At 49.7% G+C, this 20,878-nt stretch carries 19 protein-coding genes and 1 pseudogene; 11 read left to right on the forward strand and 9 right to left on the reverse strand.

All coding sequences use genetic code 11. The features are described 5' to 3' along the window. Positions 1-31 precede the first annotated feature (31 nt). Positions 32-895 carry a hypothetical protein gene (locus B9P82_RS03710; protein WP_101699960.1) on the forward strand — a complete coding sequence of 288 codons (864 nt, stop codon included), beginning with the start codon at positions 32-34 and terminating at the stop codon, positions 893-895. A gap of 214 nt (positions 896-1,109) precedes the next feature. On the opposite strand, the gene B9P82_RS03715 is transcribed toward B9P82_RS03710, so the two are convergent. The 5 genes and pseudogenes from B9P82_RS03715 to znuC form a co-directional block, all read right to left on the reverse strand. After that, entirely contained in the window at positions 1,110-2,009 is a 900-nt protein-coding gene (locus B9P82_RS03715) for a hypothetical protein (protein WP_063406872.1), read from the reverse strand. Between the two features lie 144 nt (positions 2,010-2,153). Further along, a complete protein-coding gene (locus B9P82_RS28205) occupies positions 2,154-2,516 on the reverse strand; it encodes a hypothetical protein (protein WP_143704260.1) in 363 nt (120 codons plus the stop codon). Positions 2,517-2,570: 54 nt separating this feature from the next. Continuing rightward, positions 2,571-2,834, reverse strand: a pseudogene (locus B9P82_RS28845) (SOS response-associated peptidase family protein); the annotation flags it as partial. A gap of 291 nt (positions 2,835-3,125) precedes the next feature. Next, a complete protein-coding gene (znuB, locus tag B9P82_RS03725; RefSeq protein ID WP_016152760.1) occupies positions 3,126-3,911 on the reverse strand; it encodes a zinc ABC transporter permease subunit ZnuB in 786 nt (261 codons plus the stop codon). Then, positions 3,908-4,663, reverse strand: coding sequence for a zinc ABC transporter ATP-binding protein ZnuC (gene znuC, locus B9P82_RS03730; protein ID WP_016152761.1), 756 nt, complete (start codon positions 4,661-4,663; stop codon positions 3,908-3,910). Before znuC ends, znuB begins: the two co-directional genes overlap by 4 nt. A gap of 78 nt (positions 4,664-4,741) precedes the next feature. Between znuC and znuA the strand changes: the two genes are divergently transcribed. The 3 genes from znuA (at position 4,742) to lpxM (ending at position 8,112) form a co-directional block, all read left to right on the forward strand. Next, positions 4,742-5,686 carry a zinc ABC transporter substrate-binding protein ZnuA gene (gene znuA / locus B9P82_RS03735; protein ID WP_131381109.1) on the forward strand — a complete coding sequence of 315 codons (945 nt, stop codon included), beginning with the start codon at positions 4,742-4,744 and terminating at the stop codon, positions 5,684-5,686. A 15-nt stretch (positions 5,687-5,701) separates the two neighbouring features. Next, entirely contained in the window at positions 5,702-7,021 is a 1,320-nt protein-coding gene (gene mepM, locus B9P82_RS03740) for a murein DD-endopeptidase MepM (protein WP_016152763.1), read from the forward strand. Positions 7,022-7,140: 119 nt separating this feature from the next. Further along, entirely contained in the window at positions 7,141-8,112 is a 972-nt protein-coding gene (lpxM, locus tag B9P82_RS03745; protein ID WP_047501988.1) for a lauroyl-Kdo(2)-lipid IV(A) myristoyltransferase, read from the forward strand. A 45-nt stretch (positions 8,113-8,157) separates the two neighbouring features. Here the strand turns inward: lpxM and pyk are convergent, their stop codons facing one another. After that, on the reverse strand, positions 8,158-9,600 hold the full coding sequence (gene pyk, locus B9P82_RS03750) for a pyruvate kinase (protein ID WP_046276423.1): 1,443 nt from the start codon (positions 9,598-9,600) through the stop codon (positions 8,158-8,160). Positions 9,601-9,718: 118 nt separating this feature from the next. Continuing rightward, positions 9,719-10,588 (reverse strand): MurR/RpiR family transcriptional regulator, encoded by an 870-nt coding sequence (locus B9P82_RS03755; protein ID WP_019076523.1) that lies wholly within the window; start codon positions 10,586-10,588, stop codon positions 9,719-9,721. 368 nt (positions 10,589-10,956) lie between these two features. Between B9P82_RS03755 and zwf the strand changes: the two genes are divergently transcribed. The 3 genes from zwf (at position 10,957) to kdgA (ending at position 15,152) form a co-directional block, all read left to right on the forward strand. Continuing rightward, the gene (zwf, locus tag B9P82_RS03765; RefSeq protein ID WP_003034896.1) at positions 10,957-12,432 is read left to right on the forward strand and encodes a glucose-6-phosphate dehydrogenase; all 1,476 of its coding nucleotides are present in this window, start codon (positions 10,957-10,959) and stop codon (positions 12,430-12,432) included. 232 nt (positions 12,433-12,664) lie between these two features. After that, positions 12,665-14,476 carry a phosphogluconate dehydratase gene (gene edd / locus B9P82_RS03770; protein WP_049271196.1) on the forward strand — a complete coding sequence of 604 codons (1,812 nt, stop codon included), beginning with the start codon at positions 12,665-12,667 and terminating at the stop codon, positions 14,474-14,476. Between the two features lie 34 nt (positions 14,477-14,510). After that, complete coding sequence (gene kdgA / locus B9P82_RS03775; RefSeq protein WP_016152768.1) at positions 14,511-15,152, forward strand: bifunctional 4-hydroxy-2-oxoglutarate aldolase/2-dehydro-3-deoxy-phosphogluconate aldolase; 642 nt, start codon at positions 14,511-14,513, stop codon at positions 15,150-15,152. 66 nt (positions 15,153-15,218) lie between these two features. On the opposite strand, the gene purT is transcribed toward kdgA, so the two are convergent. Then, positions 15,219-16,397 (reverse strand): formate-dependent phosphoribosylglycinamide formyltransferase, encoded by a 1,179-nt coding sequence (gene purT / locus B9P82_RS03780; protein ID WP_047501996.1) that lies wholly within the window; start codon positions 16,395-16,397, stop codon positions 15,219-15,221. A gap of 132 nt (positions 16,398-16,529) precedes the next feature. Between purT and yebG the strand changes: the two genes are divergently transcribed. The 4 genes from yebG to ptrB all read left to right on the forward strand — a co-directional run bounded on the left by yebG (position 16,530) and on the right by ptrB (position 20,217). Beyond that, a complete protein-coding gene (yebG, locus tag B9P82_RS03785) occupies positions 16,530-16,820 on the forward strand; it encodes a DNA damage-inducible protein YebG (RefSeq protein ID WP_003833810.1) in 291 nt (96 codons plus the stop codon). Between the two features lie 120 nt (positions 16,821-16,940). Beyond that, positions 16,941-17,294: a protein YebF gene (gene yebF / locus B9P82_RS03790; protein WP_094761903.1), complete on the forward strand. Its 354-nt coding sequence runs from the start codon at positions 16,941-16,943 to the stop codon at positions 17,292-17,294. A 101-nt stretch (positions 17,295-17,395) separates the two neighbouring features. After that, on the forward strand, positions 17,396-18,055 hold the full coding sequence (locus B9P82_RS03795; RefSeq protein ID WP_016156220.1) for a tellurite resistance TerB family protein: 660 nt from the start codon (positions 17,396-17,398) through the stop codon (positions 18,053-18,055). A gap of 86 nt (positions 18,056-18,141) precedes the next feature. Further along, positions 18,142-20,217: an oligopeptidase B gene (gene ptrB / locus B9P82_RS03800; RefSeq protein ID WP_210404991.1), complete on the forward strand. Its 2,076-nt coding sequence runs from the start codon at positions 18,142-18,144 to the stop codon at positions 20,215-20,217. Here ptrB and exoX read toward each other — a convergent pair. Then, positions 20,199-20,861 (reverse strand): exodeoxyribonuclease X, encoded by a 663-nt coding sequence (gene exoX, locus B9P82_RS03805; protein WP_016152773.1) that lies wholly within the window; start codon positions 20,859-20,861, stop codon positions 20,199-20,201. The genes ptrB and exoX overlap by 19 nt on opposite strands. Between the last annotated feature and the right edge of the window lie 17 nt (positions 20,862-20,878).

The raw sequence follows: 20,878 nt of genomic DNA on the forward strand, positions 1-20,878 counted from the left end.
TTAATGATTATAGTTACAATTAGGATATGTTTTGAAAGAATATACTGGAGCAGTTTTTTTTGTAGATATCCTTGGAGTTGGAGCCTTAACTCAAGGAAAAATAGAAATCAGTGAAAATGATTTTTCATCACATAATTTTAGCTATCATAGCAAATTTTCAGAGCATCAGTTTTGTGCAAAACTATTATTGAAGTTTAGGAGGATATTGGTACAAACCACAAAAAGTGTAAAAAATATTAAAGTAGCCCAACTCTCTGATTGTGCATTCATATGGTCGGACGATCCGGATACAGTAGTTAATGTAGCTAGAGATATAATGTGGACAAGTGTACTGGGTGGGATTCTTTGTAGGGGAGGGCTGGCAAATGGGCAGATCGTAGAACCCGATAAAATAAACACTAAATTGGGTATGTTCATATGTGGTGGTGCAGTAACCGACGCAGTAAGACTTGAAGGGGCAGGTAAAGGTGCAAGAGTATTTATAAAACAAGAGTTAGTATCTGAGTTAAAAAAAATCCCAGAGGCAGCATTTGCGCCAAGAAAAAGTTTAATAGACTTTTCCATAATAGATGAGTTCAAATGGTATCGATATCCTGATTTTATTGAGTCGTCTTATGAGGACTTAGATAAGAAATTAGTTATGAATGAGATAGTTAAGCTTATAGCCATGCTTAATCACTCACCAAAGTATTCATGGAATGCGTCTAATCATTTAGGTAGAGTTCAACTAGCTAGCGCTATTGATATTATTTCTGCTGAAACAGAAAATCTATTGGGAATTAGAGATTTTAAAGTTGAATATGAAGAAGTTTTGGATAACTTAAACAATAGAAGTGAAGATACGTACAAAAGAAGGCTAAAAAACTACTATAAAAAAATAAACTTACTACCTTAATTAGGTGTGCGTACTTACAATTTTTAATCACAGTTAAAAATATTTTTAGTTACTTATTATATTTTGATTGCCTAGTTATTCTAAATATAATTAATGCGTTACTATAAATGATGTGATACTTATTTTACTACTCATTAACATCTGCCATAAGAGCAAGTTTTTAAAAAGACCTCATCTTAAATAGATGAGGTCTAACAACGATTTTTCAAAACAATCAATCAAATATAATAGAGCTATAAGGCATTTTATAACCATTTCGCCCTTGATTTTCCAACATTATCAACTGCCCCGATGATTCGAACTTGTCAACATAATTAACTTTATTGAACGTTAATGAATAAGAATTTTTGTTTTTTCGGACTGTTAGGATCTTACTTTTATATTCATCCGGAAAGAAAACTTGCTCTACCCGCTCGGCAATCTGAATGATTTTAATGATGCCACTACAAGAATGTTCATTGACATCTCCTCTGGCACCATTGAATAACACCTTATTTAATTCCTTGATTATTTTTAATAAATGTGATATCGACTGATTAATGAAACGATTGTAAGAAAAAGCAGTAGCATCATTCTTGTACTGCTTGTGAATATCAGAGTTCGGCGTAAATACGCCATCTTTAATGACACCAAAAAAAAATCCATAAACAGTTTTTCCCGAACGAGTAGTCATATTTAAAAAACCAACACGAACGTCATCATGCTTTTTCAAATTCGAAACAAGTCGGATCCATTCATGATCCTTACTGATAGAGCCTTTTAAAAGCTCATATTTTTTATGCTCATACTTTTTCACCCAGTCGATAGAATTAGCAAGTGATTCATCCCCAGCCACACTAGAGACGTTTCTGATTATCAAATATGCTATATCATGCAGTTTATCCATCGATTCGACGAAATCTAATAATGCATCACGGTAATTATTATTTATATCCCACTGTTCGCCAGATTTTTCTACATTTTTTTGGAGATCATCAAGAATCGTAAGCTGTTTTGCTAAAGTGGCTAACTCTCTGTCTAGAGTTGAAAATGGTGGGAAACAATTATTATTCGTATTGCATACACTCTTTAAATTGGCATATAGCGGGAACCCACCATTGGAACTTACATTCATTATTTATTCCTTTTTAAAAGATATCGTAATAGATGCTATCTTAAATCAGTGATAACAACCTATGTGAAACAATTACTTTTAGTAAAACATCTGTTTCCTCTTCAAATAAGTATGTGGCTTCCAAGCCTATCTTGGTGTTAACACTCATTCACCCTTTCGAGACAATATTAAAAAAGGCTGTAAAAACCAATACCATCGAGCAAAAAATTTACACAAGTGCGAACGGAGATCTACAGGAAGAATTAGTATTTGTGACTTGCCTCCCGCTGATTGACATGCACCATCAACTTCGTCAGCATTTGCCAACTTCCGCTTCTCGCTCATAGCGGACTTGAGCGGCAGTAAAAGCTTTATCATCGAGGTTTGCCAATAGTGGTAGTGCGTTGAATGTGCCGGCGAAAAACTTGGATTCTTGGCGAAAACTCTTCCCCCAAAACTAAAATCAAAGTTTAGATAATCAATGAGTTGTAAAGGTAGCCACTGGCTGTTTTTAAAAGTAGAAAGCATGATAATTTCAATTATATCAAATGGTAGCTATGAATTTGGCAATGTAATGCTGCGTCACATTGGTTGAATTAACTGGGGCCCCTGATTTTTCACATTTCCAACGGCACGCGTCACCGCGTGCCGTATAAATTTATCAGCCGGTACGGCACCATCGGCCCGATGAATAAAGCAAGGCTGTTTCTTGTCGTCTTCCTTTTTCCATTCTTACCAGCCATCAGCTAAGCAAATTACACGGCCATGCTGCCAGAGTGGTTTAAACATTCTGCTGATGGTTGTAGTTTCATAACGTGCATAAATTAGCGGCAGCTTAGACCACCATCGATTGTTAATTTTTGGGGGCAAATTTGGGGGCAAAAATCAGTTCGGGGCATGATTTGGGGCGATGAAATGACTCACATTGCCCGAAATTGTCCAAGGCGATTTTTCATTAACTGATTGATTTTATGGTAATTGACTGTAATTGCTAAATTTACAAAATCTATTTTATAGTCTAACGCTGATTATGTGGCTGTGGGGATAAACATTTAATAAACCGCGGGAAGGGAAGCATTTCGCTCATGAAATAAAAAGCCGGATAAGGCGATAGCCTCCATCCGGCTAAAATACGCATTAGCTCGCCTGTTTTTTCATCATGCTGAAGATAAACAGCAGCGCAGCACACAGCACCACGGAAGGACCTGCCGGGGTGTCATAGAAGGCCGAGAAGGTCAGCCCGCCTGTAACCGCTATCATTCCCACACCAACGGCAACGCCTGCCATCTGTTCTGGCGTACGGGCAAAGCGACGGGCGGTTGCCGCAGGGATAATAAGCAGCGAGGTGATAATTAACGCCCCGACAAATTTCATCGCCACGCCAATAGTTAATGCTGTGACCAGCATCAGCAGTAGCTTAACGCGTTGCAGCTTCACGCCATCCACAAATGCCAGATCCGGACTGATGGTCATCGACAGCAGGTTGCGCCACTGCCAGAACAAAATCGCCAGAACTATAACCACCCCAATGGCGATGGAGATAAGATCTTCTGGCGTCACGGCGAGCAAATCACCAAACAGATAGGCCATCAGATCCACACGGATGTTGGACATCAGGCTGACGACAACCAGCCCTAATGACAGTGCACTGTGGGCCATAATGCCCAATAAAGTATCGATTGCGAGGTGGGGGCGTTTTTCCAGCCATACCAGACCGCCTGCCAGCAACAAGGTGACGACGATGACCGCATAGAAAGGGTTTACATCCAGCAGCAGGCCAAAGGCGACCCCCAGCAGCGAAGCGTGGGCCAGCGTATCACCGAAATAAGACATTCGACGCCAGACCACAAACGAGCCGAGTGGGCCAGCGGCACAGGCCAGCATGATCCCGGCTAACCAACCGGGTAATAACAATTCAATCATGAGTGACCATTTCCTCGGCGTAAGACGATACGACCCTGTAAATCGTGGCGGTGATTATGATTATGACGGTAAATTCCGAGTTGTTCGGCACCGCGTTGTCCGAACATTGAGATGAATTCCGGGTGCATGGAAACCACTTCCGGCGCACCAGAACAACAAATATGATGGTTCAGGCACAGTACCTCATCGGTTTTTGCCATCACCAGATGCAGGTCATGAGAAACCATCAGTACGGCGCAATCCAGTTCACGTCGCAACTGGTCGATAAGATCGTACAGCGCGACTTGCCCATTGACATCCACGCCCTGGGTTGGCTCATCAAGCACTAGTAGCTGAGGTTTATTCAATAAAGCACGGGCCAACAGGACGCGTTGTGTCTCCCCGCCAGAGAGTTTTTGCATCGGCGCATTCATCAGATGTCCGGCCTGAACACGCTTCAGTGCCGGAAGGATATCTTCTTTTTTGGTGCCGGGACGCAGGCGCATAAACCGACTTACCGTCAGCGGAAGCGTAGTATCTAGGTACAGTTTTTGCGGCACATAGCCAATTCGCAATCGACCATTACGCTTGATAACTCCCTCATCAGCCTCTACCAGCCCTAATACAACGCGCACCAGCGTAGATTTCCCGGCACCATTTGGGCCGAGAAGCGTCAATATTTTACCGGGTCGAAGTTCAAGCGATACGTCAGAGAGGACGCGGCGTTGACCATAAGAGACCGAGACATTTTCCAGTGAAACCAAAGTCGTCATATCAATTTTAGTCTTGCAGAAGTTATAGAATGTTATAATATCACAATTCTCACATTCGTTACGATGATTGGTCGCATTATGTTACATAAAAATACGCTTCTTTTCGCAGCATTATCCGCTGCTCTTTGGGGTAGTGCAACACAGTCGGCAAATGCCGCTGTCGTGGCTTCTCTTAAGCCACTGGGGTTTATCGCTTCAGCCATTGCTGACGGGGTTACTGACACCCAGGTTCTGCTGCCTGACGGGGCTTCCGAACACGATTACTCATTGCGTCCTTCAGACGTAAAACGCTTACAGGGCGCGGACTTAGTCGTTTGGATTGGACCTGAGATGGAAGCGTTTATGGAAAAATCAGTCAAGAATATTCCTAACGCAAAACAGGTAACGATTGCGCAGCTCAATGACGTGAAACCGTTACTCATGAAAGGTACTGACGACGATGATGACGATCATGGACATAATGATGCTGGCAGTGAAAAAAGTGACGAGCATCACCATCACGGCGATTACAACATGCATCTTTGGCTTTCCCCAGAGATAGCACGGGCCTCAGCGGTTGCAATCCATGAAAAATTAGTGGAACTTATGCCGCAAAGTCGAGCCAAACTTGACGCCAACCTGAAGGATTTTGAGGCACAATTAGCCGCAACCGATAAGCAGGTAGGTAACGAGCTCGCGCCGCTCAAGGGAAAAGGTTACTTCGTTTTTCATGACGCCTATGGCTACTACGAAAAACACTACGGACTAACACCGCTTGGTCACTTTACCGTGAACCCTGAGATTCAACCTGGTGCGCAGCGTTTACATGAAATAAGAACACAGTTGGTTGAGCAAAAAGCAACCTGCGTTTTTGCTGAGCCACAGTTCAGGCCAGCGGTCGTTGAAGCCGTCGCGAGAGGGACATCCGTTCGAATGGGAACGTTGGATCCGCTCGGAACGAATATCAAACTGGGTAAAACAAGCTATTCAGCGTTTTTGAACCAATTAGCCAACCAGTATGCGAGCTGCCTGAAAGGAGATTAATGAGGAAGTGATTACGTGCAACAGATAGCCCGCTCTGTCGCTCTGGCATTTAATAATCTGCCGCGGCCCCATCGCGTTATGCTGGGGTCGCTTACCGTACTGACATTGGCCGTCGCTGTCTGGCGGCCCTATGTTTACCATCCTGATTCTGCACCCATCGTCAAAACTATCGAGCTGGAAAAAAGCGAGATTCGTTCACTATTGCCTGAGGCCAGCGAACCTATCGATCAGGCTGCTCAGGAAGACGAAGCTATCCCACAGGACGAACTGGATGACAAAACGTCTGGTGAAGCCGGCGTGCATGAGTATGTCGTCTCCACGGGCGATACGCTGAGCAGTATTCTGAATCAGTACGGCATCGATATGGGTGACATCAGCCAACTCGCGGCTTCCGACAAACAACTGCGTAATCTGAAAATTGGTCAGCAACTTTCCTGGACGTTAGGCGCGGAAGGTGACTTGCAGCGCCTGACCTGGGAAGTCTCCCGTCGTGAAACCCGTACTTACGATCGCACCGCGACGGGTTTCAAAATGAGCAGCGAAATGCAGCAGGGCGATTGGGTTAACAGCCGAATCAAAGGCACCGTGGGCGGAAGTTTTGTCGCCAGTGCCAAAGATGCCGGACTGACCAGCTCTGAAATCAGCGCAGTGATTAAGGCCATGCAGTGGCAGATGGATTTCCGCAAACTGAAAAAAGGCGATGAGTTCTCGGTACTGATGTCTCGCGAAATGCTGGACGGTAAACGTGAGCAAAGCCAACTGTTGGGCGTCCGCTTGCGTTCTGAAGGTAAAGATTATTACGCAATCCGTGCTGAAGACGGTAAGTTCTATGACCGCAACGGTACCGGACTGGCGAAAGGCTTTATGCGTTTCCCAACGGCTAAGCAGTTCCGCATCTCTTCCAACTTTAACCCGCGTCGTCTGAACCCGGTGACCGGACGCGTTGCGCCGCACAAAGGTGTCGACTTTGCGATGCCGCAGGGGACGCCGGTGCTGTCGGTGGGTGATGGCGAAGTGGTTGTAGCGAAGCGCAGCGGCGCAGCCGGATACTATGTTGCGGTTCGTCATGGTCGCACCTATACCACGCGTTATATGCACCTGCGTAAGTTGTTGGTCAAACCAGGACAAAAAGTGAAACGTGGCGATCGTATCGCGCTGTCTGGCAATACCGGGCGTTCAACGGGTCCGCATCTGCACTACGAAGTCTGGATCAACCAGCAGGCAGTGAATCCTCTGACGGCGAAACTGCCGCGCACAGAAGGCCTGACTGGATCGGATCGTACCGATTACCTGGCACAGGTGAAAGAGGTTGTTCCTCAGTTGCGTTTCGATTAATTAACACGCTGACAGAGCCGGTACGCTATGCGTGCCGGCTTTTTTATTTTGTACGGCGCATCGCGCGCCGCTACACTATCAGCAGATCTACTTTTCGCCGCACCAGACACTGGAAGAGCATGGAAACGAAAAAAAAGAATATTGAATATATCCCCGAGTTTCACAAATCATTTCGCCATCCGCGCTACTGGGGTGCATGGCTTGGTGTGGCGGCGATAGCAGGCATTTCGTTAACGCCAGCATCATTTCGCGATCCAATTCTGGCAAAGCTCGGAAGAATGGCCGGGCGGCTGGGAAAAAGCTCGCGTCGCAGAGCACTGATCAATTTATCCCTCTGCTTTCCTGAGCGCAGCGAAGCTGAGCGTGAAGCTATTGTCGATGAGATGTTTGCGACTGCGCCTCAGGCGATGGTTATGATGTCGGAACTCGCCATACGCGGCCCGGAAAAAATTCAGCATCGGGTCGACTGGCAGGGGCTGGAAATCATCGAAGAGATGCGTCGCAACGATGAAAAAGTGATTTTTCTGGTTCCTCATGGTTGGGGCGTAGATATCCCAGCGATGCTGATGGCTTCCCAGGGACAGAAAATGGCTGCGATGTTCCACAATCAGGGAAACCCGGTATTCGATTATGTCTGGAACACGGTACGCCGTCGTTTCGGTGGTCGTTTGCATGCGCGTAATGATGGCATCAAACCGTTTATTCAGTCTGTACGTCAGGGATATTGGGGATACTACCTGCCGGATCAGGACCATGGCCCTGAGCACAGCGAGTTTGTGGATTTTTTTGCTACCTATAAAGCCACGTTACCGGCGATTGGCCGCCTGATGAAGGTGTGTCACGCCCGTGTGGTGCCGCTGTTCCCGGTATACAATGGGAAAACGCATCGCTTAACGATTCAGGTTCGTCCTCCGATGGATGACATCCTGACGGCGGATGACCACACCATTGCCAGACGAATGAACGAAGAAGTGGAAATCTTTGTCACGCCGCATCTCGAGCAATACACCTGGATTCTAAAACTGCTTAAGACGCGCAAACCCGGTGAAATTGAGCCTTATAAGCGTAAAGATCTTTATCCGAAGAAATAAAAAAAAGCCTCTCAAACGAGAGGCTTTTTTACATCAAACGGGGCGTTACTCGACGGTCAGAATACGCGTGGTATTCGTTGAGCCAATGGTGCTCATGACATCGCCTTGCGTCACAATGACCAGGTCGCCGGAAACCAGATAGCCTTTATCGCGCAGCAGATTCACTGCTTCATTGGCGGCAACGACGCCGTCAGTTTCGCTGTCAAAGTGAACCGGGGTGACGCCGCGATACAGGGAAGTCAGATTCAGCGTACGTTCATGACGAGACATCGCGAAAATCGGCAGACCAGAACTGATACGTGAAGTCATCAGCGCAGTACGACCGGATTCCGTCATTGTGATGATAGCGGTGACCCCTTTCAGGTGGTTAGCGGCATACATCGCTGACATGGCAATCGCTTCTTCAACGTTATCAAACTGCACGTCAAGGCGGTGTTTAGAAACATTGATGCTCGGGATCTTCTCAGCACCCAAACAGACGCGTGCCATAGCCGCGACGGTTTCAGCCGGGTACTGACCTGCAGCAGTTTCTGCAGAGAGCATAACGGCATCGGTACCGTCGAGGACGGCGTTAGCCACGTCCATCACTTCCGCACGGGTCGGCATTGGGTTGGTGATCATCGACTCCATCATCTGCGTGGCGGTAATGACCGCACGGTTCAGCTGACGTGCGCGGCGAATCAACGCTTTCTGAATACCTACCAGCTCAGGATCGCCAATTTCAACGCCCAGGTCGCCACGCGCCACCATCACCACGTCGGAGGCAAGGATGATGTCATCCATCGCATTCTGGTCGCAGACGGCTTCTGCACGTTCTACCTTGGCGACAATTTTCGCATCGCAGCCAGCGTCGCGCGCCAGACGGCGGGCATAGTTCAGATCTTCGCCGCAGCGCGGGAAGGAGACGGCCAGATAGTCAACGCTGATTTGCGCAGCGGTGACGATGTCGGCTTTGTCTTTTTCGGTCAGGGCTTCAGCAGAGAGACCGCCGCCCAGTTTGTTAATGCCCTTATTGTTGGACAGCGGGCCACCGACGGTAACTTCGGTGAAGACTTTCATGCCCTGAACTTCCAGCACTTTAAGCTGTACGCGGCCGTCGTCGAGCAGCAGGATATCGCCTGGGACGACGTCAGCAGGCAGTCCTTTATAATCAATACCGACTTTTTCTTTGTCGCCTTCGCCTTTGCCGAGGTTGGCGTCTAACAGGAACTTGTCGCCAACGTTAAGAAATACTTTACCTTCTTTAAAGGTTGATACGCGGATTTTAGGTCCCTGCAGGTCACCCAAAATAGCTACATGACGTCCCAGTTTTGCGGCAATTTCACGGACTTTATCCGCCCGCAGTTTGTGATCTTCTGGAGAGCCGTGAGAAAAGTTCATACGTACGACGTTCGCACCCGCGGCGATAATCTTTTCAAGGTTATTATCGCGGTCAGTTGCCGGGCCTAACGTGGTAACGATTTTGGTTCTGCGAAGCCTTCTGGACATGTAATACTCCGTTGACTGAAACAACTTGGTGTTGCGTGAACATTAATCCGGTCGTTCTCAAATATTAACGGTAAATGAACGACCCGGATGATAAAAGGGTAGAACATTGTTATTGCTTTTAGCGGTCATCACTCTTGATGAGTAATTCTTTATCAAAACGCGATTCCTTGAGCGCTTCCTTGACACGCTTCAAGTTATCTCTAAATTTTGCCCCACGGCGCAAAGTAAATCCTGTAGCCAGCACATCTATCACGGTCAGTTGAGCAAGTCGAGAGACCATGGGCATATAAATGTCAGTATCTTCCGGTACATCGAGAGTAATTGCCAGCGTTGCTTCACGCGCCAGTGGCGTGCCGGGAGAGGTGAGGGCGATAACCATGGCGTCATTTTCCCGCGCCAACTGCGCCAGTTCCACCAGACTTTTGGTTCTTCCGGTATGAGAAATAAGCACAATGACGTCATCGTCGCTACAATTCATGCAACTCATGCGTTGCAGAACAATATCGTCGGAATAGATTACCGGTACGTTAAACCGGAAAAATTTATTCATTGCGTCATGCGCCACTGCGGCAGAAGAACCGAGGCCAAAGAAGGCAATTTTTTTCGCCTGAGTTAATAAATCTACGGCCCGGTTTACCGCTGCGTTATCCAGCGACTGGCGGACGTGGTCGAGGCTTGCCATCGCTGACTCGAAGATTTTCCCCGTGTAAGATTCTACGCTGTCATCCTCATCCACATTGCGATTAACATATGGGGTGCCATTTGCCAGACTTTGCGCCAGATGCAGTTTAAAATCAGGGAAGCCGCGGGTATCCATGCTGCGACAGAAACGGTTCACCGTCGGTTCGCTGACATTGGCTTCCACAGCAAGTGTGGCGATGCTTGAATGGATTGCCCGCTCGGGAGAGGCAAGAATAATGTCGGCGACTTTACGCTCTGACTTGCTCAACTGTTCCAGTTTTAACTGGATTTTTTCCAGCATATTCATGATGTAGGTAGACTCATGGGTCATGGGCAAAAACGATTTCAATGATACGGAGAAATCGGGGCATAATTTCGTGTATAGATATTACCCCTGCTAATGCAGCAACGGGGCAAAATGGACAGAATAGTTGTTGTTTTTTTTCATTACATGATCGGAGTCGGGTTTTCTTACGTCTTCAGGGGTACGAAAAAAGACGACTTTTTTGTCCAATTTGCGACGGCAAACGCCCATAAAGCGACTGTTCGCGGTAACAGCACGGCTGGATAAGCGTTTACGGTTTCCGGATTCACGTAAAAGCAGTACAGTGCACTGTAATAAAATTACAACCAGTGTCTGGCAAAAGCACCAGGCACTTAATTGAGGAGAATGACATGGCGGTAACGCAAACAGCCCAGGCATGTGATCTGGTCATTTTCGGCGCGAAGGGCGACCTGGCGCGGCGGAAATTGCTGCCTTCCCTGTATCAACTGGAAAAGGCCGGCCAGATTAACCCGGAAACCCGTATCATTGGGGTAGGGCGTGCCGACTGGGACAAAGCAGCCTATACCAAGGTTGTGCGTGAAGCGCTCGAAACCTTCATGAAAGAAAAAATCGACGAAGGTTTGTGGGAGACTCTCAGCGGTCGTCTGGAGTTTTGTAATCTGGACGTCAATGACACCGCCGCGTTTAGCCGTCTGGGCGAAATGCTGGATCAAAAATCACGTACCACCATTAACTATTTCGCGATGCCGCCAAGCACCTTTGGCGCGATCTGCAAAGGCTTGGGTGAAGCAAAGCTGAATGCTAAACCAGCCCGTGTTGTGATGGAAAAACCGCTGGGTACATCGCTGGCAACATCCCGTGAAATCAACGATCAGGTCGGCGAGTATTTCGAAGAGTGTCAGGTTTATCGTATCGACCACTATCTTGGCAAAGAGACGGTCCTGAACCTGCTGGCACTGCGTTTTGCCAACTCCCTGTTTGTGAACAACTGGGATAACCGCACTATCGATCACGTAGAAATTACCGTGGCGGAAGAAGTGGGTATTGAAGGCCGCTGGGGCTATTTTGACCAGGCAGGTCAAATGCGCGACATGATTCAGAACCACCTGCTGCAGATCCTGTGCATGATTGCGATGTCTCCGCCGTCCGATCTGAGCGCCGACAGCATTCGTGATGAAAAAGTGAAGGTACTGAAATCGCTGCGTCGTATCGATCGTTCGAACGTACGTGAAAAAACGGTTCGCGGTCAGTACACCGCGGGTTTTGCCCAGGGCAAAAAAGTGCCGGGGTATCTGGAAGAAGAAGGCGCAAACAAGAGCAGCAACACGGAAACGTTTGTGGCGATCCGTGTGGATATCGATAACTGGCGCTGGGCGGGAGTTCCGTTCTACCTGCGTACCGGTAAACGTTTACCGACGAAGTGCTCTGAAGTGGTGGTTTACTTCAAAACGCCTGAGCTGAATCTGTTCAGAGAATCCTGGCAGGATCTGCCGCAGAACAAGTTGACCATCCGTTTGCAGCCTGATGAAGGTGTCGATATCCAGGTACTGAACAAAGTGCCGGGTCTGGATCACAAGCATAATCTGCAAATTACCAAGCTTGATCTGAGCTATTCCGAAACCTTCAACCAGACGCACCTTGCCGACGCCTATGAGCGCCTGCTGCTCGAAACAATGCGCGGAATTCAGGCGCTGTTTGTGCGTCGTGATGAAGTTGAAGAAGCATGGAAGTGGGTCGACTCAATTACCGAAGCCTGGGCGATGGACAACGACGCGCCGAAGCCGTATCAGGCAGGGACCTGGGGCCCGGTTGCTTCTGTGGCGATGATTACCCGAGATGGTCGTTCCTGGAACGAATTCGAGTAAAATATCATCTAGCCCATAGGTGTTATTTTACCGGTAACATGATCTAACACAGATTGTAGAATAATTTTTGCACTTTTAAGCTCCGCGTGGATTCACCCGCGGGGCTTTTTTTATTACACTGCCTGAAACGATTTTGCCCCTGAGCTACGGCCAACAAGCGATTCAGCTATTTTTACCCAACTGAAACACATTGTTGATCCAACGCTCTGACAGATAAATTTTAGGAGCCTCTATGAATCCGAATTTGTTACGCGTAACACAACGTATCGTCGAACGTTCTCGTGACACACGTTCCGCCTATCTCGCCCGTATTGAACAAGCGAAATCAACTACCGTTCATCGCTCGCAACTGGCATGCGGTAACCTGGCGCATGGTTTTGCTGCGTGTCAGCCGGACGATAAGGCCTCGCTGAAAAGCATGCTGCGTAACAATATCGCGATCATTACCTCCTATAACGACATGCTTTCCGCGCATCAGCCGTATGAACACTATCCGGCCATCATTCGTAAAGCACTGCATGAAGCCAATGCAGTAGGCCAGGTTGCTGGCGGTGTACCTGCAATGTGCGACGGTGTGACCCAGGGACAGGATGGGATGGAGCTTTCGCTGCTCAGTCGTGAAGTGATTGCGATGTCTGCTGCTGTGGGCCTTTCCCACAACATGTTCGACGGCGCGTTGTTCCTCGGCGTGTGCGACAAAATTGTCCCGGGCCTGGTAATGGCTGCGCTGTCATTTGGTCATCTGCCGTCAATCTTTATTCCTTCCGGTCCGATGGCGAGCGGTCTGGCGAACAAAGAAAAAGTGCGTATCCGTCAGCTGTATGCTGAAGGTAAAGTCGATCGCATGGCGCTTCTTGAATCCGAAGCGGCGTCTTATCACGCTCCGGGTACCTGTACGTTCTACGGCACAGCGAACACTAACCAGATGGTAGTGGAGTTTATGGGTATGCAACTGCCTGGCTCCTCATTTGTACATCCTGATGCGCCGCTGCGTGAAGCGCTGACCGCGGCTGCAGCCCGTCAGGTAACACGCCTGACCGGCAATGGCAATGAATGGATGCCGATCGGTAAAATGATCGATGAAAAAGTGGTAGTGAACGGTATTGTGGCGCTGCTGGCGACCGGGGGCTCTACCAACCATACGATGCACCTGGTGGCTATGGCGCGTGCGGCCGGGATTCTGATTAACTGGGATGATTTCTCCGATCTGTCCGATATCGTGCCGCTGATGGCGCGTCTGTACCCGAATGGTCCGGCAGATATTAACCACTTCCAGGCGGCGGGTGGCGTGCCGGTGTTAATGCGTGAACTGCTCAATGCGGGTCTGCTACATGAAGATGTGAACACCGTTGCCGGATTCGGTTTATCCCGCTACACCATGGAACCGTGGCTTAACGAGGGTGAACTGGACTGGCGCGAAGGGGCAGCGAAGTCTCTGGACAGCAACGTGATCGCCACCTTTGACCAACCATTCTCCCACCACGGTGGCACCAAAGTGCTGAGCGGTAACCTCGGGCGTGCGGTGATGAAAACGTCGGCGGTACCGGTAGAAAACCAGATTATTGAAGCGCCGGCAGTCGTCTTTGAAAGTCAGCATGATGTGTTACCCGCGTTCGATGCGGGTCTGCTTGATCGGGATTGCGTGGTGGTTGTGCGCCATCAGGGACCAAAAGCGAACGGAATGCCAGAATTACATAAACTCATGCCGCCACTTGGTGTATTATTGGACCGTTGTTTCAAAATTGCGTTAGTTACCGATGGACGACTTTCAGGTGCTTCAGGTAAAGTGCCTTCAGCAATCCATGTAACCCCGGAAGCCTATGATGGCGGGCTGCTGGCAAAAGTACGCGATGGCGACATCATTCGTGTGAATGGACAGACAGGTGAATTGACGCTGCTGGTGGATGAAGAGGAACTTGCCTCCCGTCAGCCACACATTCCTGATCTCAGCGCATCGCGCGTGGGTACGGGACGTGAAATGTTCAGCGCGTTGCGTGAAAAGCTGTCCGGTGCGGAGCAGGGCGCAACCTGTATCACTTTTTAAGACTTATTTTGTAATCAGGCGAGAGAAAACTCTGATGAAAAACTGGAAGACAAGTGCAGAAGCAATCCTGACCACTGGCCCGGTTGTACCGGTTATCGTGGTTAATAAACTGGAACACGCGGTGCCAATGGCAAAAGCGCTGGTTGCAGGGGGCGTGCGCGTTCTGGAAGTGACCTTACGTACCGCATGTGCGATGGATGCCATTCGCGCGATCGCAAAAGAAGTTCCCGACGCTATCGTGGGTGCGGGTACCGTACTGAATCCACAACAACTGGCTGAAGTCACTGAAGCGGGTGCTCAGTTTGCTATCAGCCCGGGCCTGACCGAGCCGCTGCTGAAAGCTGCAACTGAAGGCACTATTCCGCTGATCCCAGGCATCAGCACCGTGTCTGAACTGATGCTGGGTATGGACTACGGTTTGAAAGAGTTCAAATTCTTCCCGGCGGAAGCCAACGGCGGTACTAAAGCGCTGCAGGCAATTGCGGGTCCGTTCTCTCAGGTCCGTTTCTGCCCAACCGGCGGTATTTCGCCGGCGAACTACCGTGATTACCTGGCACTGAAAAGTGTGCTGTGCATCGGTGGTTCCTGGCTGGTTCCGGCAGATGCCCTGGAAGCTGGCGATTACGCACGCATTACCAAGCTGGCTCGTGAAGCAGTAGAAGGCGCGAAGCTGTAATAACGCAAAATGCCCGGTAATCATTACCGGGCCTGCGAGTCTGAAACGGGCCATCTGGCCCGTTTTTTATCCTGCGACTTTCACCTGTGCCGCCGCGTCTTTCGCGCGTGTCACCGCGTCTTCAATACTCTGCGCTGTTGCCAGCACAACGCCCATACGACGGCTCCCGTCGATGTCTGGCTTGCCGAAGAATCTGACTTGCATACCTGTGCCCACAGCGGCCTGTACGTTATCAAACGTGACATTCTGGCTGGTAAGCTGCGGCAGAATAACGGCGGAAGCAGAAGGCCCATACTGACGGATTGCGCCAACCGGCAGACCGAGAAATGCGCGTACATGCAGGGCAAACTCAGACAGATCCTGCGAAATCAAGGTCACCATACCCGTGTCGTGAGGGCGAGGGGAAACTTCGCTGAAAATGACCTCATCCCCGCAGACAAATAGCTCTACCCCAAACAGACCGTGGCCGCCCAGCGCCAGCACCACCTTACGGGCAATCTCCTGCGCTCGAGCCAGCGCCAGTTCACTCATCTGCTGCGGCTGCCAGGATTCGCGATAATCGCCATCTTCCTGACGATGTCCTACCGGTGCGCAGAAATGTACGCCATCAACGGCGCTGACGGTAAGCAGGGTGATTTCAAAATCAAAATTCACTACGCCTTCGACGATAACGCGTCCGGCACCTGCTCGGCCGCCTTGTTGAGCATAATTCCAGGCTTCAGTGAGTCGATCGGCGGAACGAATAAAGCTCTGTCCCTTACCGGAGGAACTCATTACCGGCTTCACGATGCAGGGATAGCCGATTTCGGCAACGGCCTCGCGAAATCGGGCTTCGCTGTCAGCAAAGCGGTAAGAAGAGGTCGGTAGAGATAATTCTTCGGCGGCGAGACGACGGATTCCTTCGCGGTTCATGGTCAACTGCGTCGCCCGGGCGCACGGCACGATGTTTTGACCGTCCTGTTCCAGTTTTACCAGCATATCCGTGGCAATCGCCTCTATTTCCGGCACGATATAATGTGGTTTTTCACGCTCGACGAGCTGGCGTAAAGCATCGCCATCCAGCATGTTGATTACGTATGAGCGATGGGCAACGTGCATGGCTGGCGCGTCGGGGTAACGATCCACGGCAATGACTTCCACACCCAGGCGTTGGCATTCAATCGCCACCTCTTTACCCAGTTCACCTGAACCTAATAACATCACTCGCGTTGCTGCGGGACGCAGCGCTGTGCCTAATAACGTCATAAATTAATCCCCTGTTTTATCTGGGCGCAGTATATACGAAAACGTTTGCGTCTGTCTTTATTACCAGGTTGATTTCAAGGCGCAAAAAGAATATACTGTACATAAATACAGGTAATTTAAGAGGCTGCAAAAATGGCGGTTGAAGTTAAATACGTAGTCATTCGGGAAGGTGAGGAAAAAATGTCGTTTACCAGCAAAAAGGAAGCCGATGCGTATGACAAAATGCTTGATACAGCAGATTTGCTCGACACATGGCTGGAGCAATCGCCGGTAGCGCTCGAAGACGAGCAGCGCGAAGCGCTTTCCCTGTGGCTGGCTGAGCAGAAAGATGTGCTGAGCGCCATTCTGAAAAACGGCAAGCTGCCCTCTCCGCAGGCGGTCGAAAACGATGCGCACGCTGAGGATGATACTCAGGCTGCCTGAAACGACTTGCGCTCCTGACGTTTTGTACCATGCTTTTCCCTGAATCATTGTGCAATCCCTGACGTCTTTTCACGTTCAACAGGCAACCTGAAGGACGAAGGGGAGATTAAGGAGAAAAGAATGTATAAAAAAAGAGCGTTGCTGAGCCTGCTGTTGTTATCTGCCAGCGTATCTGTATTTGCGGCAAATATGGAAAGCAAGAATGTTCAGTTCCCCAAGTGCGAAGGACTGAATGCTGACGGTATCGCGGCGAGCGTGAAACGTGATTATCAGCAAAATCGCATCGCGCGCTGGGCTGACGATCAAAAACGCGTCGGGCAAGCCGATCCTGTCGCCTGGGTCAACACGCCCGATATTACGGGCAAAGATGGGAAATGGTCAGTTCCCCTCACGGTTCGCGGTAAAAGCGCGGATATTCACTACCAGGTAAAAGTCGACTGCAAAGCCGGAACGGCGGAGTATCAGTCGCAGTAACGAAGGTAGAAGGTATTTGCACTTCTTTTGATGACCTGAACACTTCCTGACATCCCCTCGGGTACGCTTTGATGATTATTCGTCTGTACTTGAGGGGCAACATGGCTAACTGGCTGAATCAACTTCAATCTCTTCTTGGGCAAAAAGGATCTTCCGCGTCATCTTCTGGTGAGCAAGGGCTGAGTAAACTTCTGGTTCCCGGCGCGTTAGGCGGTCTGGCAGGATTACTGGTTGCCAACAAATCTTCACGTAAGTTACTGAGTAAATACGGCACCAGCGCGCTTCTGGTGGGCGGCGGTGCGGTTGCCGGTACCGTGTTATGGAACAAATACAAGGATAAGGTTCGCGCGGCGCATCAGGGTGAGCCGCAGTTCGGTGCACAAAGCTCGCCGCTGGATGAGCGAACCGAACGACTGATCCTGGCGCTGGTTTTTGCGGCGAAAAGCGATGGTCATATTGATGCCAAAGAACGTACCGCCATTGAGCAGCAACTTCGTGAAGCAGGCGTGGAAGAGCAGGGCCGTGTTCTGATCGAACGCGCCATTGAACAACCGTTAGATCCTCAGCGCCTGGCACAAGGGATCCGCAACGAAGAAGAGGCGCTGGAAATATACTTCCTGAGCTGTGCGGCGATTGATATCGACCACTTTATGGAGCGTAGCTATCTGAACGCGCTGGGCGATGCGTTGAAGATCCCGCAGGATGTTCGTGAAGGCATTGAACAGGATCTCAAGGAACAAAAACAGGCTTTACCGGGTTAATTACTTACCGTTAAGGCGCATGTTTCGCTTGCATCATTGCTGTCTTTTGCCACCCTTATAGGATGTTTAAGCAAAAGAACAATGACATGCTACCAAAAGCTTCTCGTATTCCCCACGCCATGACGAATCATGGCGATATCCGTGTTGATAATTATTACTGGCTGCGAGATGATACCCGCTCGCAGCCAGAAGTGCTGGATTATCTGCAACAAGAAAATGCGTATGGCCGCCAGATTATGGCCTCGCAGCAGGCATTGCAGGATCGCGTCCTGAAAGAGATTATCGACCGTATCCCGCCTCAGGATGCTTCCGCCCCCTATGTGAAGAATGGTTATCGCTACCGGCATATTTATGAACCGGGGTGCGAATATGCCATTTATCAGCGTCAGTCTGCCTTCAGTGAAGAGTGGGATGAATGGGACACCTTGCTGGATGGTAACCAGCGCGCGGCCCACAGTGAGTTTTATACGCTGGGGGGACTGGCGATATCTCCGGATAACACCATCATGGCGTTGGCCGAAGATTATCTTTCTCGTCGGCAATATGGCGTGCGTTTTCGCAATCTGCAAAGCGGCAACTGGTATCCGGAAGTGCTGGAAAACGTTGAAGCGGATCTGGTCTGGGCGAATGACTCGCAAACCTTCTATTACGTGCGCAAACACGCAACGACGCTGCTCCCGTATCAAGTGTGGCGGCATACCGTCGGCTCGCCGTCATCACTGGATGAGCTAGTGTATGAAGAAGCCGATGACATGTTTTATGTCAGTCTGCATAAAACCACCTCGTTACATTATGTGGTTATTCATATCGCCAGCGCGACCACCAGTGAGGTTTTGCTGCTTGACGCAGAACTGGCGGATGCCGAGCCGTTAGTCTTTTTAGCGCGACGCAAAGATCACGAGTATAGTCTCGATCACTATCAGCATACGTTTTATCTGCGTTCCAACCGTCAGGGTAAAAATTTCGGCCTGTACCGTACCCGTGTGCGTGATGAACAAGCCTGGGAGACGCTGATCCCGCCGCGCGACAGCATCATGTTGGAGGGCTTTACGCTGTTCACAGACTGGCTGGTGGTGGAAGAGCGTCAGCGGGGCTTAACCAGCCTGCGACAGATTAATCGTAAAACGCGCGAAGTGGTCGGTATCGCTTTTGATGATCCGGCGTATGTGACATGGCTTGCCTATAATCCAGAACCTGAGACATCGCGCCTGCGTTATGGCTATTCCTCCATGACCACACCGGACACGCTGTTTGAACTGGATATGGACACCGGAGAGCGTCGCGTACTCAAACAGACGGAGGTCCCAGGATTTGATGCGGCGAACTACCGTAGCGAACACGTCTGGATCACCGCGCGTGATGGCACCGAGGTTCCGGTTTCGCTGGTTTACCATCAAAAGTATTTCCTGAAAGGGAAAAACCCTTTACTGGTCTACGGCTATGGTTCGTATGGCGCCAGCATGGACGCCGATTTCAGCAGCAGCCGCTTGAGCTTACTGGATCGCGGCTTTGTTTATGCCATTGCTCATGTGCGTGGCGGCGGCGAGTTAGGACAGCAGTGGTACGAAGACGGTAAGTTTCTGCTCAAGAAAAATACCTTCAATGACTACCTTGACGTCTGCGACGCGCTGCTAAAAATGGGTTATGGCGCGCCTTCGCTGTGTTACGGCATGGGGGGAAGCGCCGGAGGAATGTTAATGGGTGTTGCCATTAATGAGCGCCCGGAACTCTTCCATGGCGTCATTGCGCAGGTGCCTTTTGTCGATGTGGTGACCACGATGCTGGATGAGTCCATTCCCCTGACGACCGGTGAGTTTGAAGAGTGGGGGAATCCGCAGGACGAAGAGTATTACACCTACATGAAAAGCTACAGCCCGTATGACAATGTTACAGCGCAAGATTATCCTCATCTGCTGGTTACGACGGGATTACACGACTCCCAGGTGCAATACTGGGAACCGGCAAAATGGGTGGCAAAACTGCGCGAGCTGAAAACGGACGATCATCTGCTGTTACTCTGCACGGATATGGATTCCGGGCATGGCGGAAAATCCGGGCGTTTTAAATCATACGAAGGCGTGGCCCTGGAATACGCGTTTTTGATCGGACTGGCGCAGGGGACTCTGCCTGGGCAGGCATCTGCTCAGGCGTTATCCAGATAGTGCTTCAGCGTTAAGCGCAGCTCCGGGCTCATACTGTCGAGGTTATTAAATAACCAGCGCAGATAGCCCGGATCGCGTTCAGCCACTTCTGATACAGGTTTTCCGCGGTACTTGCCGAAAGTGAAAGTAGTAAGTAACGCAGGACGGCCGGTAATATCGACCATCTGTTCTGCTGACCAGCCTGACGTTTGTATGATGTCGATCAGCAGTGCCGCGGTGATGTAGCAGTCGTACAGGGCACGGTGATGATGCAGGCCAGCTGGCGTCTGCACGCTCAGCTTGCGCGATTTATACAGCGCCATGTTGCTGTATTTGATTCCTGGCCACAAACGACGGGAGAGTTTCATGGTGCAAATCCACTCCCCGGGCATGTCGGGTAATACGCGGCGATCAAAACTTGCATTGTGCGCCACGTACCATTCGCTGCCGTAATATTGTGGGATGACATCTTCAATCCACGGCTTATCGGCCACCATCGCTTCCGTAATGCGATGAATTGCCATCGCCTGAGGGCTGATGGGGCGGTCAGGACGCACCAGGTGGCTCATGGGATTGACTATTTTTCCGTCAACCACATCGACAGAAGCAATCTCAACAATGCCTCCCTGCAGACCACAGGTTTCTGTATCTATTATGCGCAACATGCCATGCTCCTGACCCA

It is taken from the genome of Citrobacter sp. L55, from assembly GCF_002850715.1.
Classification (GTDB): Bacteria; Pseudomonadota; Gammaproteobacteria; order Enterobacterales; family Enterobacteriaceae; genus Citrobacter; species Citrobacter braakii.

Excerpts from the sequence above, each read along its gene's own strand:
- exoX (WP_016152773.1), bottom strand. The coding sequence starts at position 20,861 with ATGTTGCGCATAATAGATACAGAAACCTGTGGTCTGCAGGGAGGCATT.
- B9P82_RS03715 (WP_063406872.1), bottom strand. The coding sequence starts at position 2,009 with ATGAATGTAAGTTCCAATGGTGGGTTCCCGCTATATGCCAATTTAAAG.
- yebG (WP_003833810.1), top strand. The coding sequence starts at position 16,530 with ATGGCGGTTGAAGTTAAATACGTAGTCATTCGGGAAGGTGAGGAAAAA.
- B9P82_RS28205 (WP_143704260.1), bottom strand. The coding sequence starts at position 2,516 with ATGCTTTCTACTTTTAAAAACAGCCAGTGGCTACCTTTACAACTCATT.
- zwf (WP_003034896.1), top strand. The coding sequence starts at position 10,957 with ATGGCGGTAACGCAAACAGCCCAGGCATGTGATCTGGTCATTTTCGGC.
- purT (WP_047501996.1), bottom strand. The coding sequence starts at position 16,397 with ATGACGTTATTAGGCACAGCGCTGCGTCCCGCAGCAACGCGAGTGATG.
- znuC (WP_016152761.1), bottom strand. The coding sequence starts at position 4,663 with ATGACGACTTTGGTTTCACTGGAAAATGTCTCGGTCTCTTATGGTCAA.
- znuB (WP_016152760.1), bottom strand. The coding sequence starts at position 3,911 with ATGATTGAATTGTTATTACCCGGTTGGTTAGCCGGGATCATGCTGGCC.
- lpxM (WP_047501988.1), top strand. The coding sequence starts at position 7,141 with ATGGAAACGAAAAAAAAGAATATTGAATATATCCCCGAGTTTCACAAA.
- B9P82_RS03755 (WP_019076523.1), bottom strand. The coding sequence starts at position 10,588 with ATGAATATGCTGGAAAAAATCCAGTTAAAACTGGAACAGTTGAGCAAG.
- B9P82_RS03795 (WP_016156220.1), top strand. The coding sequence starts at position 17,396 with ATGGCTAACTGGCTGAATCAACTTCAATCTCTTCTTGGGCAAAAAGGA.
- kdgA (WP_016152768.1), top strand. The coding sequence starts at position 14,511 with ATGAAAAACTGGAAGACAAGTGCAGAAGCAATCCTGACCACTGGCCCG.
- edd (WP_049271196.1), top strand. The coding sequence starts at position 12,665 with ATGAATCCGAATTTGTTACGCGTAACACAACGTATCGTCGAACGTTCT.
- znuA (WP_131381109.1), top strand. The coding sequence starts at position 4,742 with ATGTTACATAAAAATACGCTTCTTTTCGCAGCATTATCCGCTGCTCTT.
- ptrB (WP_210404991.1), top strand. The coding sequence starts at position 18,142 with ATGCTACCAAAAGCTTCTCGTATTCCCCACGCCATGACGAATCATGGC.
- yebF (WP_094761903.1), top strand. The coding sequence starts at position 16,941 with ATGTATAAAAAAAGAGCGTTGCTGAGCCTGCTGTTGTTATCTGCCAGC.
- pyk (WP_046276423.1), bottom strand. The coding sequence starts at position 9,600 with ATGTCCAGAAGGCTTCGCAGAACCAAAATCGTTACCACGTTAGGCCCG.